Source organism: Bacillus sp. HMA207 (assembly GCF_003402455.1).
GTDB classification, from domain to species: Bacteria; Bacillota; Bacilli; order Bacillales; family Bacillaceae_G; genus Bacillus_A; species Bacillus_A cereus.
In genome coordinates, this window is the sequence record NZ_BEZT01000009.1 from 1 (window position 1) to 16,322 (window position 16,322).

Genomic DNA, 16,322 nt, shown 5'->3' on the forward strand with positions numbered 1-16,322 from the left:
TCAGGTCGGCTACGCATCGTTGCCTTGGTGAGCCGTTACCTCACCAACTAGCTAATGCGACGCGGGTCCATCCATAAGTGACAGCCGAAGCCGCCTTTCAATTTCGAACCATGTGGTTCAAAATGTTATCCGGTATTAGCCCCGGTTTCCCGGAGTTATCCCAGTCTTATGGGCAGGTTACCCACGTGTTACTCACCCGTCCGCCGCTAACTTCATAAGAGCAAGCTCTTAATCCATTCGCTCGACTTGCATGTATTAGGCACGCCGCCAGCGTTCATCCTGAGCCAGGATCAAACTCTCCAATAAAGTTAGTTTGTCTAGCATCTAAAATAAAAATTGACGTTTCACGTTGTTTGTTTCGTTCAGTTTTCAAAGAACTACTTAGTCGCTCATTTGCGACTTCCTTATGTTAACATTTTCATCTTTCAATGTCAACTAAGTTTTTCATTTCGTTTGTCGCTTGCGACGTTATTGCCATCAGCGACTTTTTCTATATTACACCTCTAAAGTATAATCGTCAATATGTTTTTATAAAAAATATAAAAAGGCTTATTTCTTTTAAAATAAGCCTTTTTATCACATACCATTCTATTCATTTATTATTTTTCTATAATTGGTAACGAGACGATAAATTGAATAGTGCCATCCCTATATTCCGCTCGAATACTACCACCTTGTAACTCAACAATACTTTTCGCAATCGCTAAACCGAGTCCCGAGCCTTCCGTTACTCTACTTCGAGATTGATCCTTCTTATAGAAACGTTCAAACAAATTCGCTAACTCTTCTCTTGTAAACTCTTCACTATGATTCGCAATTACAATTTGTATATCCCTACGCTGCCTTTGAAGAGAAACTTTTATCTCTCCATCATCTTTACTATACTTAATTGCATTCATTAGTAAATTATCAAATACACGAACCATCTTTTCCGAATCAATCGATGCATAAGCACGTTCCTCAGGAAACTTCTTAACAAACGTAAGTCCATGCTCTTCCGCTTGCGGTACTAACTCTTCTATTAATTGCTCAAGCAACTCATTTACACATACTTCTTGTTTTTCTAATACAACTTGTTCATTTGTTAACTTCGTATACTCAAATAAATCTTCTATTAAATTTTTTAACTGCTCCGACTTTGCAAAAGCAATTCTCGTATACTCATCGTGTTGTTCTTTATTTTCATATTTAGAATCTCGAAGTAATCGTAAGTAACCCATAATAGAAGTAAGTGGTGTACGCAAATCATGTGATACATTTGTGATAAGCTCATTCTTTTGCTTTTCTAATTTACGTTCCTTTTCTATATTATTCATAAGCTCTTCTGCCATATTATTAATATTCTCAGTTAAAGCTGCAATCTCATCTTCACCTTTTTTCTCAATGCGGTAGGCTAAGTTACCTCTTTCTATTTCCTTTACGCCTTGTGCCATCGCTTCAATCTGCTTCATCTTTCTCTTTGTTATATAGAAGAAAGAGAAAATGAATACAAGTACACCAATTAAAAACGGGAATGGTCCTTCTTGCGTGTCATATATTACCTCTCCCTCTGGAATTCCGCTAACAAACATGTACAAATTCTTTCCTTCAATAGTAATAGGTGAAAAAGATATAAACTCTTTTCTTGTACTTTCAAATACATTTCTACCATCTGTATAATTAATCGCGAATGATGCTGCATTACGAATCGTATTATGCAAATCGATTTGCTCTTCTTGCGCTTGCTTTGTTTTATATAAAACTTTACCACTTTCATCAGTAACCAATATCTTCAAAGCTCTAGACCCTTGCTCTAAATTTTGGTTCTCCATTTCGATCATATTTGATATAGCTTCTAATTTATTTTCATGAACCGAACTATTTGCCGCTCCTTGAGCTTGGTGATTAATTTGTTCCATACCAGCCCGATAATCAATAGTTGCTTGACGATTCGCATTCTCAAAAAACGGCGCTGCTGCCTTCGCTGACAAAACTCCTAATAACGCACAAGCAGCAAAAGTAGTAATCAATTGAATCCTTATACTCTTTCGTACGCTCTTTACTAATTTCTCAAATAATTCTCTTATTTTCCTTATATAAGTAAACGGATTAAATATCTTTTTCAATCTTATACCCCACTCCCCATACTGTTTTTATATATCTAGGTTTCCTTGGATTCTCCTCAATCTTTTCACGTACTTTTCGAATATGCACCATTACAGTATTATCAGACTGGAAAGATCGTTCGTTCCACACCTTTTCATAAATTTGCTCCGCACTAAACACCATACCTGGATTTCTAGCTAGCAGTTCTAAAATTGAAAATTCCCTCGGAGTTAGTTTCACTTCTTCTCCCTCTACAATAACTTTATGGGTCGAGATGTTGATTTTCATCTCCCCAATTTCTAACTCGTCCTCATTTTGAATAGCGAAACCATTCATTTTCATATAACGGCGTAACTGAGATTTAATTCGTGCAATTAACTCTAACGGATTAAACGGCTTCGTTACATAATCATCTGCTCCTGTTGTTAATCCTAAAATCTTATCCATATCTTGCGTTTTGGCAGAAAGCATAATAATAGGCATTTCTTTCGCTTCCCTTACTTTCATACACATATGAATACCATCCACTTTCGGCATCATAATATCTAATACGACTAGATGTACTTCATTTTCTTCCAGTAGACGTAATCCTTCTTCTCCGTCTCCTGCTTGTAATACTTTATATCCTTCATTCTTTAAATAGATTGTAATTAAATTCCGAATTTCTTTTTCATCATCTACGACAAGTATTGTTTCGTGTGCCACAATATCTCCCCCATCACTTTTTTAATCCCTAACTTCTATTATAGGAAAACTTCTGAAGAAAAACGCTCGGAAATCCTTAAGATTTTCTGAAGACGCAAAAAAGGTCTAGACTCCCCTTAAGTCTAGACCTTTAAAAAACCCCTTTTATTTACGAACGTAGATGAAATATAGTACGAATAAAACTCCCATAACATACATAATCGGATGAACCTCTTTACGACGACCACTCACTACCATTGTAATTGGATAGAAGATAAATCCAATCGCAATCCCAGTTGCGATACTATACGTAAGTGGCATAGAGATAATTGTAAAGAATGCTGGCACTGCAATCTCGAATTTCTTCCAATCAATTTCCCCTAAGGAAGAAACCATCAAGATTCCTACAATAATTAAAGCCGGCGCCGTTACAGCTGGCGTTACAACACTTAGTAATGGCGAGAAGAATAGTGCCAGTAAAAAGAATCCTGCTGTTACAACTGCTGTAAATCCAGAACGTCCTCCTGCTGCTACCCCTGCAGACGATTCAATGTAAGACGTTGTTGTTGATGTACCAAGAATCGCACCAATTACAGTTGCAATCGCATCTGCAAATAACGCTTTTCCTGCACGTGGTAATTTATTGTTCTTCATTAATCCTGCTTGATTTGCAACCGCTACAAGCGTACCTGCTGTATCAAAGAAATCGATAAAGAAGAACGTTATAATAACAATCCCCATTTGAACTGTGAAAATATCTCCGAAGTGCGTTAACGCCACGCCGAACGTTGGTTCTAGACTCGGTATTGCTCCCACCACAGCTTTCGGAGTATCAATTAATCCTGTTGCTACTCCTAAGATCGCTGTAAGAATCATACCGTAAAATACTGCACCATTAATTTTCTTAATCATGAAGATGATCGTAGTAACAACCCCGAAGATTGCTAGTAACGTTGTACCCTTTGTTAAGTCCCCCAACCCAACAAGAACTGCATCATTTTTCACGATAATTCCGGCATTTTGGAATCCAAGAAATGCAATGAACAATCCGATACCTGCTGCTACTGCAAACTTTAACTCCGATGGAATTGCATTGATGATTTTTTCACGAATACCTGAAGCAGTAAGAATAATAAAGATAATACCTGACATTAATGTTCCGGCAATTGCTGTTTGCCATGGAATCCCCATCGTTAACACTGCTGTATAAGCAAAGAACGCGTTAATTCCCATACCTGGCGCTAAAGCAATTGGATACTTCGCGAAAATACCCATAATTAACGAACCGATCGCTGCCGCTAATGCCGTAGCAACGAATACTGCACCTGGATCCATCCCTGTACCTGCTGGTAACCCTTTAACATTTCCAAGCGACAGCGTAGCAGGATTGACAAATAGTACGTAAGCCATAGATAGAAATGTCGTTAACCCTGCTATGAACTCAGTCTTATAATTCGTACCGAGCTCATCAAACTGAAAATAGCGTTTCATCCTACGTTTCCCCCGTTATATGATTACTCGCCGCATTTCTCCTAGCCCTCTTTTATCCCGAGAAACAAAAAAGGCTTCCATTGCATATATACATGGAAGCGTTCTATGAATAAAGATAAGATTCCCCTCACCTTTATAAAAACGCCTCGTAGTCAAGCCATTTACGGTAGCTAGGTAGAAACTTTCGGGCCATATCCCCGATATTATACGACGGCTATAATATTCACTTTTTGTTTGAATTACATAATCATATTAACTCGACGAAGTAGTTTTGTCAATTTAAAAACGAACGTTTTTGTAAACTTTTATAGTTTTGTTCGTATTAACACCAAAACAAAAAAGATCCACCTATGCATAAGCAATAGATGGACCTTTTTATAAATACTATTCCCACTCAATAGTTGCTGGTGGCTTACTCGTTACATCATACACGATACGGTTAACGTGTTTTACTTCGTTTACGATACGTACAGAGATTTTCTCTAATACGTCCCAAGGGATACGTGCCCAGTCAGCTGTCATACCGTCGATAGATGTTACCGCACGGATACCTACTGTGTAATCGTAAGTACGCTCGTCACCCATAACACCTACGCTACGCATACCAGGAAGCGCAGTGAAGTATTGCCAGATTTCACGGTCTAAGCCCGCTTTAATAATTTCTTCACGTAAAATCGCATCAGATTCACGAACGATTTCTAATTTCTCTTCTGTGATTTCACCTAATACACGAATACCAAGACCCGGTCCTGGGAATGGTTGACGCCATACGATTTCATCAGGAATTCCTAATTCAGATCCTAATACACGTACTTCATCTTTAAATAACGTGTTTAAAGGCTCAATTAATTTGAACTGCATGTCTTCTGGAAGTCCACCAACGTTATGGTGAGATTTAATTGTTTGCGCAGTTGCTGTACCACTCTCAACGATATCTGTGTAAAGTGTACCTTGTGCTAGGAAGTCCATACCTTGTAATTTAGATGCTTCATCATCAAATACGTAAATGAATTCGTTACCGATGATTTTACGTTTTTGTTCTGGATCTTCTACACCTTTTAACTTGTCCATGAAGCGGTCTCTTGCATCCACTTTAATAACGTTCATATGGAAGCCTTCGCTAAATGTTTTCATAACGCCTTCTGCTTCACCTTTACGAAGTAAACCGTGGTCAACGAAAATACATGTTAATTGATCACCAATTGCTTTATGAATTAATACTGCTACAACAGAAGAGTCTACACCGCCACTAAGTGCGCATAGTACTTTTTTGTCTCCAACAGTTTCACGAATCTTTTCTAATTCTACTTCAATAAAGTTCTCCATGTTCCATCCTTCAGAACAACCACATACGCCGAATACGAAGTTTTTAATTAAATCGTTACCGTGCTCAGAGTGACGTACTTCTGGGTGGAATTGTACACCGTATAAGTTTTTCGCTTCATTGCTCATACCAGCAATTGGGCAAGACTCACTTGTTGCATCTACTACGAATCCTTCAGGTAAACCAGTTACTAAGTCGCCATGGCTCATCCATACAACTTGCTCTTCTGGAAGGTTCGCATATAATTTTGATTCGTTCTCTACTTTAAGAACAGCTTTTCCGTACTCACGGTGATTTGCACGCTCTACTTTACCACCGAAGTGTTGCGTCATAAGCTGCATACCGTAACAAATACCGAAGATTGGTAAACCTAGTTCAAAGATTTTTTCATCACAATGTAATGCACCTTCACCGTATACACTATTTGGTCCACCAGAGAAAATAATCCCTTTTGGATTCATTGCTTTAATTTCTTCTGCAGTAATTGTATGTGGATGAAGTTCACTGTATACACCGAACTCACGAATTCGACGTGCTATTAACTGATTGTATTGACTTCCAAAATCTAAAACGATAATTGTATCGTGTTGTTTCTTCAAAATAATCACCCCAACGTTAGTTCTCGTATATAAATATTTTCACCAATTTGGCGAAAAGCATTACCAATATAATAAAAAAAGCCAGTCCTCCGCCTCTAGTCTCATAACAAAGAAAAGGCAGGGGTCTGGCTTTATAAAGAAAGATAGTCTCCGCTCTTTATAAATATAAGACACACTGCCTTCATAGTCAGGTTGTTTACGGTAACCCGGTAGAGACTCTCAAACCATATCATTGAGGATATATGAAGGATCGTTTTATATTATCTTCCTAGATTCTAACAATGAAGTATCAATATGGTCAAGAGAGAAAGCGACAAAATTCTACAGAAATTCATTTCCTTTTCTAAAAAACATAAAAAAACATCCATTTCTATATAGAAATGGATGTTTTTTAGGACAAACGGAATTACATCATTCCGCCCATACCGCCCATGCCCATGCCGCCCATGTCAGGCATTGCTGGTGCATTTGGTTCTGGCTTGTCAGCAACTACAGCTTCAGTTGTTAAGAACATAGCTGCAACAGATGCTGCGTTTTGAAGTGCAGAACGAGTTACTTTAGCTGGATCTACGATACCAGACTCAAGCATGTTAACCCATTCGCCAGTAGCTGCGTTGAAACCAACGCCTACTTTTTCGCCTTTTAGACGCTCTACAACTACAGATCCTTCTAGACCAGCGTTGATTGCGATTTGACGAACTGGCTCTTCTAGTGCGCGAAGTACGATGTTGATACCTGTTGCTTCGTCGCCTTCAGCTACGATAGAAGCTACTTTTGTGTATACGTTCATAAGTGAAGTACCACCACCTGCAACGATACCTTCTTCTACTGCTGCACGAGTTGAGTTAAGTGCATCTTCAATGCGAAGTTTGCGCTCTTTTAACTCAGTTTCAGTTGCTGCACCTACTTTAATTACTGCTACGCCACCTGCTAGTTTAGCAAGACGCTCTTGTAATTTTTCACGATCGAATTCAGAAGTTGTTTCTTCTAATTGCGCACGGATTTGACCGATGCGAGCTTCGATTTGTTCTGTGCTTCCTACACCTTCAACTACAGTTGTGTTTTCTTTTGTAACAACAACTTTACCAGCGCGTCCTAAAGATTCAACTGTAGCAGATTTTAAGTCACGACCTAATTCTTCAGTGATTACTTCGCCACCTGTTAAGATTGCGATATCTTCTAGCATTGCTTTACGACGGTCACCAAATCCAGGAGCTTTAACAGCTACTACGTTGAATGTACCACGAAGTTTGTTCACTACTAATGTAGCTAAAGCTTCGCCTTCAACATCTTCAGCAATGATAAGAAGTGGTTTACCTTGTTGTACCACTTGCTCTAATACTGGTAAGATTTCTTGAATGTTAGAAATCTTTTTGTCAGTGATTAAGATGTATGGGTTATCAAGAACTGCTTCCATTTTGTCAGAATCAGTAATCATGTAAGGAGATGCATATCCACGATCAAATTGCATACCTTCTACTACGTCTAATTCTGTTGTGAATCCTTTAGACTCTTCTAAAGTAATAACGCCGTCGTTACCAACGCGCTCCATTGCTTCAGCGATTAATTGACCTACTTCTTCGTCAGCTGCAGAAATAGCAGCTACTTGTGCGATAGAAGATTTGCCTTCGATTGGTTTAGAAATCGCTTTTAATTCTTCAATTGCAGCAGTAACAGCTTTTTCGATACCTTTACGAAGACCCATTGGGTTAGCACCAGCTGTTACGTTTTTAAGACCTTCACGAATCATAGCTTGCGCTAATACAGTTGCAGTTGTTGTTCCGTCACCAGCTACGTCATTTGTTTTGCTAGCAACTTCTGCTACTAATTTCGCACCCATGTTTTCGAATGCATCTTCTAATTCGATTTCTTTTGCGATTGTTACACCATCATTTGTAATAAGTGGTGAACCAAATTTTTTCTCAAGTACAACGTTACGACCTTTTGGTCCAAGCGTAACTTTTACTGCGTTTGCAAGAGTGTCGACACCGCGAAGCATCGAACGACGTGCTTCTTCACTAAATTTAATATCTTTTGCCATAATAATTGACCCCCTTGGATTTTTTAAGATTTATATAATTAACCGATAACTGCTAAAATGTCACTTTCACGTAAAATCAAGTAGTCTGTACCTTCATATTTCACTTCAGTACCTGCATATTTTGAGAAGATGATAAGATCACCTGCTGCTACCTCTAAAGCAACACGCTCACCATTCTCAAGCACTCGACCAGTACCTACTGCAACTACTTTACCCTCTTGTGGTTTTTCTTTTGCAGTATCTGGTAATACGATACCACTTGCTGTTTTTTCTTCTGCTTGAACAAGCTCAATTACAACGCGATCACCTAATGGCTTTAGCATGAACAATAACCTCCTCATTTTGTTATGTAAATTTCTTTTATTAGCACTCAAGTCATCCGAGTGCTAACACACTTATAATAATAAATAATCTCAATTTCTTTTGCAAGTAAAAAAATCATAATTTTTTCGCAAATCACTATATAAACTTTCTATATAGAATACTGCCTTTACTATATGAATCGTTGTTTCCACTGCTCGTATGTTACAATATGAAAGGACACCCTAAGTTGTTTTCGCTACACACACAACTTTCTCCTGTCTTCTATTATAATTTCAAATAAGGATTTACGAAAAAACATAATTCAAGTGAGGTTTATATCGTAGGTAGCATATTTACATGTTATCCTAACTTATCTCATACACTATAGTTAGAAAGGATGGTTAAACCATTTGAAGAAACAATACTGGTGGATTATCGTTACATACATTTTAATGCAGTTATCTGGCGTTGTTGGATTGCCACTTCTCCTAAAAACAGGACTCTATGATAATAGAGGATTTACCATTGAGGAAAAAGGACAAATCATAACGGGACACTGGGCAATTATTAGCTTCTTTGTTGCATTATGTATCGTACTTTGGTTACTTAGAACAGATATTCGTAACAGGCATTTAGATCCAAAGCGCTCTTCTGCTCCAGCTACTATTGGATGGATTTTCATCGGGTTCTTCTTAGCAATCATCTCACAATCCATTGCAGGTATGATTGAAATGTATGTATTTGGGGTTCCACGTGGATCTGAGAATACAGACAGACTGATGGACATCGCAAGAACGATACCTTGGTTCCTTATTGTTGTATCTATAATTGGACCTATCTTAGAAGAAATCGTATTTAGAAAAATTCTATTCGGCACGCTTTATAAGAAGTTTAACTTCTTTATTGCAGCTATCATTAGTTCGCTTGTATTCGCAGCAATTCATTTTGATTTTACTCACTTATTGGTATACACTGCTATGGGGCTCGTATTCGCCTTCTTATATGTGAAGACGAAACGTATTATCGTTCCGATTGCAGCTCATGTTGCGATGAATACATTAGTCGCTATTGGGCAAATTTTTATGAGCAATGAACAAATTCAAGAAATGATTAAAGAAGCTGAAAAAATGCAAGGCTTTATCGGAGGATTTTTTGTATGAGAAACTCACCATTGTTCATGGCTGCACTATACTTCCTTCTTGGATGTATCTTTACACGCTTTGCCATTACGAACGTGACAGATACAATCTGGAATATGTGGACAATACTATTTGCAGTTATGGCAACAATTGATTTTAATTTGGCACTTCGCCTTATATTAGTTAAATTCACAAAGAAGAAACAATAATAAAACGCAGAGGTCGCTTCCTCTGCGTTTTATTGTGGATAGTTTTTCAAAAAGTAAACTAATGTTTGTAACTCTACAGCTAAGTCAATATGATGAATTCTAATATTCTCTGATACGTTTAATCGCGCTGGTGTGAAATTCAAAATACCGTGCACGCTTGTTTCAGCTAATCTATCTGCTACAGCTTGCGCTACTGTAGCCGGTACTGTTAATATTGCCACTTGTATATCATTTGATAATCTCTCTTCTAATTCATCTAAATGATATACAGGAATGCCCCCGATTTCTGTTCCAACTTTCTCTTCACTAACATCAAATGCCATTTCAATTTTTGTATTATTGTTTTTCGTGAAATTATAATGTAAGAAAGCGGTCCCTAAATTACCTACTCCAATAAGTGCTACACGTGTTATATCATCTTGATCAAGTGTTTCGCGGAAAAATGATAATAAATAATTTACGTTATATCCATATCCCTTTTTCCCTAACGCTCCAAAATACGAAAAATCTCTTCGTATTGTTGCGGAATCTACTTTTACTGCCTCACTCAATTCGGCCGATGAAACACGCTGCTTACCAGAAAGAGATAAGTTTTGGATAAATCGATAGTATAGAGGCAATCTTTTAGCAGTGGCTTGTGGAATCTTTTGCTGATCCATATGACCTCTCCTCTCTTCCTATCTTTATTCATATACTTTAATCAAATACAGAAGTTTAGCACTCATTAAATTCCTTGTATAATAAAGAGAAGAAGTATTCTCTCTTTATTTTAAACTATACACTATTTTTAGTATGATTGAGAAATATAAACATGGCAAAGTTAAGAAATTATTTGAGGTGAAAACATTGATTTTATTACAAGTAAACGCGCTTTCGAAATTATACGGTGCAGAAACAATTCTTGCAAACATAAAATTGGAAGTACAAACAAAAGATCGTATCGCATTAGTTGGAAGGAATGGAGCAGGTAAATCTACATTATTAAAAATTATCGCTGGTGAATTATCTCATGATGGTGGCGAAATTATAAAACCGAAAGATGTCTCAATCGGATATTTAGCTCAAAATACCGGACTAGAAACGTCTTTAACAATTTGGGATGAAATGCTAACCGTCTTTACCCATTTACAGCAAATGGAGACAAAACTCCGAAGGCTTGAGCAAGAAATGGGAAAAGAAGAAAACTTTTCAAACGAAGCTACATATGAAAGATTGTTAGCTGATTATGACCAATTACAACTCAATTATAAAGATCAAGGTGGATATCAATATGAAGCGGATATTCGCTCCATTTTAAGCGGCCTTGGCTTCCCAGTTGAAACGCACCAGACGACGATCTCTACTTTAAGCGGCGGGCAAAAAACAAGATTAGCTCTCGGGAAATTATTATTAACAAAACCAGACTTACTTATTTTGGACGAGCCTACAAACCATTTAGACATCGAAACATTAACATGGCTTGAGCAATATTTGCAAGGTTATCCTGGCGCAATATTAATCGTCTCACATGACCGTTATTTCTTAGACAAACTCGTTACACAAGTATATGAAATTTCGAATAAAGAAAGCAGACGATTTGTTGGTAACTACAGTAAATATTTAGACTTAAAATCAGCATTATATGAGCAAGAAATGAAACGTTACGAAAAACAACAAGATGAAATCGCAAAACTTGAGGACTTTGTGCAAAAGAATATAGCTCGCGCTTCTACAACGAAACGTGCTCAAAGTCGCCGTAAACAACTAGACAGAATGGAATTATTAACGAGACCATTAGGGGATTCTAAGTCAGCATCATTCCACTTCGATATTGAAAAACAAAGTGGAAATGATGTTTTACAAGTAAATGATGCAACCATCGGCTATGATGAAAACCCTATAATTGAACATGTAACTATGCGCTTAACTCGCGGAGATAGTGTTGCTTTAGTTGGTCCAAACGGAATTGGGAAATCCACATTGTTAAAATCCATTGTGAATAAGTTACCACTATTAAATGGTGATGTTTCTTTCGGATCAAATGTATCTGTTGGTTATTATGATCAAGAACAAGCAAACTTAACATCTTCTAAACGGGTTTTAAATGAACTATGGGATGAATATCCACTGCAACCGGAAAAAGAAATCCGTACTATACTTGGGAATTTTTTATTCACAGGAGATGATGTACTGAAACCAGTATCTTCCCTTAGTGGTGGACAAAAAGCTCGATTAGCTCTTGCAAAACTTATGATGCAAAAGTCAAATTTGTTAATTCTAGATGAGCCTACGAACCACCTTGATTTAAATAGTAAAGAGATTTTGGAGAATGCTTTAATTGATTACCCAGGGACTCTTCTATTCGTCTCACATGACCGCTACTTTATTAACCGTGTAACAACGACTGTGGTTGAGTTATCAACAGAAGGTGCACAGGAATATTTAGGGGATTACGATTACTACGTTGAAAAGAAAAATGAAATGATTGAACGTGCAGAACTTGAACAGCAAGAAAGTGACGTTCCTGTTCAAAAGGTGGTTGCACAAGAGAAATTAAATTATTTAGAAGAAAAAGAGCGTAAACAACTAGAGCGTCAACGCACTAGAAAAATTGAAGAGCTAGAACAAAGTATAGTGGAATTAGAAGAAGAAATTGCTACGTTAGAAGATCAACTTTGCTTACCAGAAATATATGCAGATTATGAAAAAGCTAGTGAAATTACAACTAAAAAGCAAACGCTACAAGAACAACTTGAAACTTATATGGCAGAATGGGAAGAGCTGCATGTATAAGCATATTTAAATAAGGAAGATGTCTCATAAGTCAGGATTTTTGACTATGTGACATCTTTTTTTAGTACTTAAACAATTTTTTGAATATATCTATCGTAACTTAGAATATACTAACGATTTTTTAAATATATCTATTGTAACCCTATACATATTAACAATCCGACACGAAATATCGATTTAACGACAAAGATTGACAATATTAGCATCTTCTATAATAGGGAGATGTTTCAAAATGTTTTTCGGGGATATCTTCTTGCTTTTTATTTCCCGAAAAAGAACAAATTCAAAGGTCTGACATCAACCTATTTATCCACAAGTTTATACACATATCCACCTTTATAAAATAAACATTAAAATAACTTTTCCACATTATCCACAGTCAATAAAAAAGTTATCAACATTTTATATACACAATAAAACCCACATTATCAACAGATAATATGGGTTTTATCCACAACCTGTGGTTAATTATGTGTATAACTATGCTTCAATATCTAATCCTGGATTTGCATTTAAGGCTAATGTTGCACGCTTACCTTGTTCATAAGCAATTGTCCCTGCCGCTGCAATCATCGCTGCATTATCTGTGCATAAAGATAGCGGCGGAATAATTAATTCAATGTTTTCTTTTTGTGCAAATTCCTCTTCTAATCGCGCACGAAGTCCTTTATTAGCAGCTACTCCACCAGCAAGAAGTAATTGCTTTACATTATAAGCTTCTGCTGCACGAGCTGCTTTCGTTACAAGTACATCTATTACACTTTCTTGGAAACTTGCCGCTAAATCTTCTGGTGCAATTTCTATACCGCGCTGTTTTGCGTTATGCACAGTGTTGATAACTGCTGATTTCAATCCACTAAAGCTAAAATCATACGAATCCGGTTCTAGCCATGCACGAGGCAAATCAATTGTCGGTTCTCCTTCATGTGCAAGGCGATCAATATGAGGACCACCTGGATATGGCATAGATAACGTACGAGCTACTTTATCATATGCTTCTCCAGCTGCATCGTCTCGTGTTTCACCAATTACTTCGAATGAACCATGTTCTTTCATATAAACAAGTTCTGTATGCCCACCAGATACAACAAGTGATAATAACGGGAATTGAACTTCTTTTACTAAACGGTTCGCATAAATATGACCAGCAATATGATGAACACCGACTAACGGAATATCATGTGCAAACGCTACTGCCTTCGCTGCATTTACTCCAATTAGAAGTGCTCCTACTAAACCAGGACCTTCTGTTACAGCAATTGCATCAATATCATCAAATGTGATGTTTGCTTCCTTTAAAGCTTCTTCTAACACAACTGTAATTTCTTCTACATGATGACGTGATGCAATCTCTGGTACAACGCCGCCAAAACGTTTATGACTTTCAATTTGTGATGCAACGACATTCGCAATAATTTCCGTTCCATTTTTAACAACTGCTACTGCTGTTTCATCACAACTTGTTTCAATACCAAGTATAATCGTATTTTTTTCCATTATATATTCACCCACATTACGAGACCATCTTCCTGATTGTCTGCATAGTATCGTTTACGAATCCCACCATTTTGAAATCCGTATTTTCTGTATAACTGCTTTGCTACTTCATTTGATACACGTACTTCAAGTGTCATTGTTTTTACCCCTAGTTCTTTCGCTTCAGAAATAACTGCTTTCAATAGGGCATCTCCTAACTTTTGACCTCGGTATTCTGGCAAAATAGCTATATTTGTTATATGTGATTCATCAATAATTATCCACAATCCACAATACCCGACTACACGACCATCTTTTTCTAACACAATATAATGTGCATGTTCATTCATCGTTAATTCACGGTGAAAGGCATCTGCAGTCCAAGGAGTTGAAAAAGACGCTTCTTCAATAGCTACAATTTGAGCAATATCATCAAGCTCCATCTTTCTAAATATCATATCCATCTTCTGCAAGCTCCTACTTGTTTTGACTTTCTAACCACTTTGTTTCAGCTTCAGCTAAACGAAGATAGCTTGGAACAAACGTATGCACATCTTGTTCTTCTTTTTGTAATCCTAAGAATGCTAGCTCACTTGGTCTTGGGTTATTTTTAGTAAATGGAGCGAATACAGCTTGATCACCTAAATGTTCTATAATTGTTTCTTTATGCAATTTAACATCGTTACCGATAAATAAAACAGGCTGTCCTTTATCTTTTAACATTTGCAACCAGTCTACAATAAGAATAATTCGGTCTTCTTCTATTGAAGTTAACTGCTCTCCTTCATATGTATATAACCCAGTATAAATTTGCCCACGTCTTCCATCAAATAAAGGACAAATTAACCCGTTAAAGTTAGCACCGTTTGCAGCTACTACCTCTAAACTTGATACACCTACAATTGGTATTTGAAGTGACCAAGCTAATGTTTTCGCCGCTGTCACGCCTATACGAACACCTGTATAGGATCCAGGTCCAGCAGCTACAACGATTTTAGTTAATTCCTTCGGTTTTACGCCACACTCTTTTAACAGTTTCTCTACAGCTGGCATAAGACGTACAGAATGGTTTTTTGTTAAATTTGTAATGATTTCCCCAATTACGTTTTCTTCCTCAATAAGGGATACACCCATTACGTAATTTGAAGTATCAATTGCTAGTACTTTCATCTTGTAATAGCTCCTCACATAATCTAATATAGCGATCTCCAATTGGCTCGAGTATAATTTTTCTTGTGTCATCTCCAGCATGGAATAAACTAATTTGTAACTTTTCATTCGGTAAATATGCTTCTATTAAATGAGCCCATTCTACTACCGTAATTCCTTCACCGTAGAAATATTCATCAAAGCCTAAGTCCTCTTCACTTTCTGCTAAGCGATACACGTCCATATGATATAGCGGTAATCTTCCTTTATATTCTTTGATGATATTAAAGGTAGGACTATTTACAACTCTTTTCACTCCAAGACCTTTTGCTAGTCCCTTTGTAAAAGTCGTCTTACCAGCTCCAAGATCTCCTTCTAAAATAATTACGTCTTGTGCCTCTACGAGCTCACCTAGTTTTTCTGATAACCTTTGTGTTTCCTCAGAAGATTTTGTTGTTACTTCATATTTACTCACAGACTTCACCTACTTTACTCACAATGTTCTCTGCTCTTTATTATACAGGTTTTGAATATATAAAAAAGTCCTTAGGAGTTGTCCTAAGGATAGTTTGACTGTCTTTATTAGTTTTTTGTTAAAACAAATAAAAAAATACGAAACAACTTGTTTCGTTCTTTTCTTTATATGAAATGGCGGTCCCGACCGGGGTCGAACCGGCGATCTCCTGCGTGACAGGCAGGCATGTTAACCACTACACCACGGGACCATTTGGTTGCGGGGACAGGATTTGAACCTGCGACCTTCGGGTTATGAGCCCGACGAGCTACCGTGCTGCTCCACCCCGCGACAATATAAATAGCTTGGCGACGTCCTACTCTCACAGGGACAAGGTCCCAACTACCATCGGCGCTAGAGAGCTTAACTTCCGTGTTCGGTATGGGAACGGGTGTGACCTCTCTGCCATCATCACCAAACTATTGAAGGCATATTCCTTCAAAACTAGATAACATTTGCTACATATTATATGGTTAAGTCCTCGATCTATTAGTATTCGTCAGCTCCACATGTCACCATGCTTCCACCTCGAACCT

The 16,322-nt window shown here is 37.4% G+C and carries 14 protein-coding genes, 2 tRNA genes, 2 rRNA genes and 2 riboswitches; of the genes, 3 read left to right on the forward strand and 15 right to left on the reverse strand.

What is annotated here, in order from left to right; translation table 11 throughout:
• From HMAS_RS27155 to groES, 7 genes are all read right to left on the reverse strand, one after another.
• Window positions 1–306, reverse strand: a 16S ribosomal RNA gene (locus tag HMAS_RS27155); the annotation flags it as partial.
• 293 nt (window positions 307–599) lie between these two features.
• Complete coding sequence (gene ampS, locus HMAS_RS27165) at window positions 600–2,105, reverse strand: aminopeptidase AmpS (RefSeq protein ID WP_000719205.1); 1,506 nt, start codon at window positions 2,103–2,105, stop codon at window positions 600–602.
• On the reverse strand, window positions 2,089–2,790 hold the full coding sequence (locus tag HMAS_RS27170; RefSeq protein WP_000929885.1) for a response regulator transcription factor: 702 nt from the start codon (window positions 2,788–2,790) through the stop codon (window positions 2,089–2,091). The genes ampS and HMAS_RS27170 overlap by 17 nt, the downstream gene beginning before the upstream one ends.
• A 144-nt stretch (window positions 2,791–2,934) precedes the next feature.
• Window positions 2,935–4,260, reverse strand: coding sequence for an NCS2 family permease (locus HMAS_RS27175; protein WP_000833082.1), 1,326 nt, complete (start codon window positions 4,258–4,260; stop codon window positions 2,935–2,937).
• A 129-nt stretch (window positions 4,261–4,389) separates the two neighbouring features.
• A riboswitch (purine riboswitch) is annotated at window positions 4,390–4,492 on the reverse strand.
• A 152-nt stretch (window positions 4,493–4,644) separates the two neighbouring features.
• A complete protein-coding gene (gene guaA, locus HMAS_RS27180) occupies window positions 4,645–6,183 on the reverse strand; it encodes a glutamine-hydrolyzing GMP synthase (protein ID WP_000743909.1) in 1,539 nt (512 codons plus the stop codon).
• Window positions 6,184–6,347: 164 nt separating this feature from the next.
• Window positions 6,348–6,449: riboswitch (purine riboswitch) on the reverse strand.
• A 140-nt stretch (window positions 6,450–6,589) separates the two neighbouring features.
• Window positions 6,590–8,224 carry a chaperonin GroEL gene (gene groL, locus HMAS_RS27185; protein ID WP_044307015.1) on the reverse strand — a complete coding sequence of 545 codons (1,635 nt, stop codon included), beginning with the start codon at window positions 8,222–8,224 and terminating at the stop codon, window positions 6,590–6,592.
• A 38-nt stretch (window positions 8,225–8,262) separates the two neighbouring features.
• Window positions 8,263–8,547: a co-chaperone GroES gene (gene groES / locus HMAS_RS27190; RefSeq protein WP_000917311.1), complete on the reverse strand. Its 285-nt coding sequence runs from the start codon at window positions 8,545–8,547 to the stop codon at window positions 8,263–8,265.
• A gap of 390 nt (window positions 8,548–8,937) precedes the next feature.
• Here groES and HMAS_RS27195 point away from each other — a divergent pair, with 390 nt between their 5' ends.
• Window positions 8,938–9,687 (forward strand): CPBP family intramembrane glutamic endopeptidase, encoded by a 750-nt coding sequence (locus HMAS_RS27195; protein WP_000745329.1) that lies wholly within the window; start codon window positions 8,938–8,940, stop codon window positions 9,685–9,687.
• Window positions 9,684–9,875 carry a YdiK family protein gene (locus HMAS_RS27200; protein WP_001246201.1) on the forward strand — a complete coding sequence of 64 codons (192 nt, stop codon included), beginning with the start codon at window positions 9,684–9,686 and terminating at the stop codon, window positions 9,873–9,875. Before HMAS_RS27195 ends, HMAS_RS27200 begins: the two co-directional genes overlap by 4 nt.
• Before the next feature lie 29 nt (window positions 9,876–9,904).
• Here the strand turns inward: HMAS_RS27200 and HMAS_RS27205 are convergent, their stop codons facing one another.
• Window positions 9,905–10,534, reverse strand: a complete 630-nt coding sequence (locus tag HMAS_RS27205) for a redox-sensing transcriptional repressor Rex (protein ID WP_000372699.1) — start codon at window positions 10,532–10,534, stop codon at window positions 9,905–9,907.
• Window positions 10,535–10,721: 187 nt separating this feature from the next.
• On the opposite strand from HMAS_RS27205, the gene HMAS_RS27210 reads away from it, so the two are divergent.
• Window positions 10,722–12,647 (forward strand): ABC-F family ATP-binding cassette domain-containing protein, encoded by a 1,926-nt coding sequence (locus HMAS_RS27210; RefSeq protein WP_216640795.1) that lies wholly within the window; start codon window positions 10,722–10,724, stop codon window positions 12,645–12,647.
• 480 nt (window positions 12,648–13,127) lie between these two features.
• Here HMAS_RS27210 and tsaD read toward each other — a convergent pair whose 3' ends face one another.
• From tsaD to rrf, 7 genes are all read right to left on the reverse strand, one after another.
• On the reverse strand, window positions 13,128–14,144 hold the full coding sequence (tsaD, locus tag HMAS_RS27215) for a tRNA (adenosine(37)-N6)-threonylcarbamoyltransferase complex transferase subunit TsaD (protein WP_000414585.1): 1,017 nt from the start codon (window positions 14,142–14,144) through the stop codon (window positions 13,128–13,130).
• The gene (gene rimI / locus HMAS_RS27220) at window positions 14,144–14,587 is read right to left on the reverse strand and encodes a ribosomal protein S18-alanine N-acetyltransferase (RefSeq protein ID WP_000367190.1); all 444 of its coding nucleotides are present in this window, start codon (window positions 14,585–14,587) and stop codon (window positions 14,144–14,146) included. Before rimI ends, tsaD begins: the two co-directional genes overlap by 1 nt.
• A 13-nt stretch (window positions 14,588–14,600) precedes the next feature.
• Window positions 14,601–15,293 carry a tRNA (adenosine(37)-N6)-threonylcarbamoyltransferase complex dimerization subunit type 1 TsaB gene (tsaB, locus tag HMAS_RS27225; protein ID WP_000865740.1) on the reverse strand — a complete coding sequence of 231 codons (693 nt, stop codon included), beginning with the start codon at window positions 15,291–15,293 and terminating at the stop codon, window positions 14,601–14,603.
• Window positions 15,274–15,747, reverse strand: a complete 474-nt coding sequence (gene tsaE, locus HMAS_RS27230) for a tRNA (adenosine(37)-N6)-threonylcarbamoyltransferase complex ATPase subunit type 1 TsaE (protein WP_000049642.1) — start codon at window positions 15,745–15,747, stop codon at window positions 15,274–15,276. Before tsaE ends, tsaB begins: the two co-directional genes overlap by 20 nt.
• Window positions 15,748–15,921: 174 nt before the next feature.
• Window positions 15,922–15,997: transfer RNA gene (locus tag HMAS_RS27235), tRNA-Asp, on the reverse strand.
• A 3-nt stretch (window positions 15,998–16,000) separates the two neighbouring features.
• Window positions 16,001–16,077, reverse strand: a tRNA-Met gene (locus tag HMAS_RS27240).
• A gap of 12 nt (window positions 16,078–16,089) precedes the next feature.
• A 5S ribosomal RNA gene (rrf, locus tag HMAS_RS27245) occupies window positions 16,090–16,205 on the reverse strand.
• Window positions 16,206–16,322 lie beyond the last annotated feature (117 nt).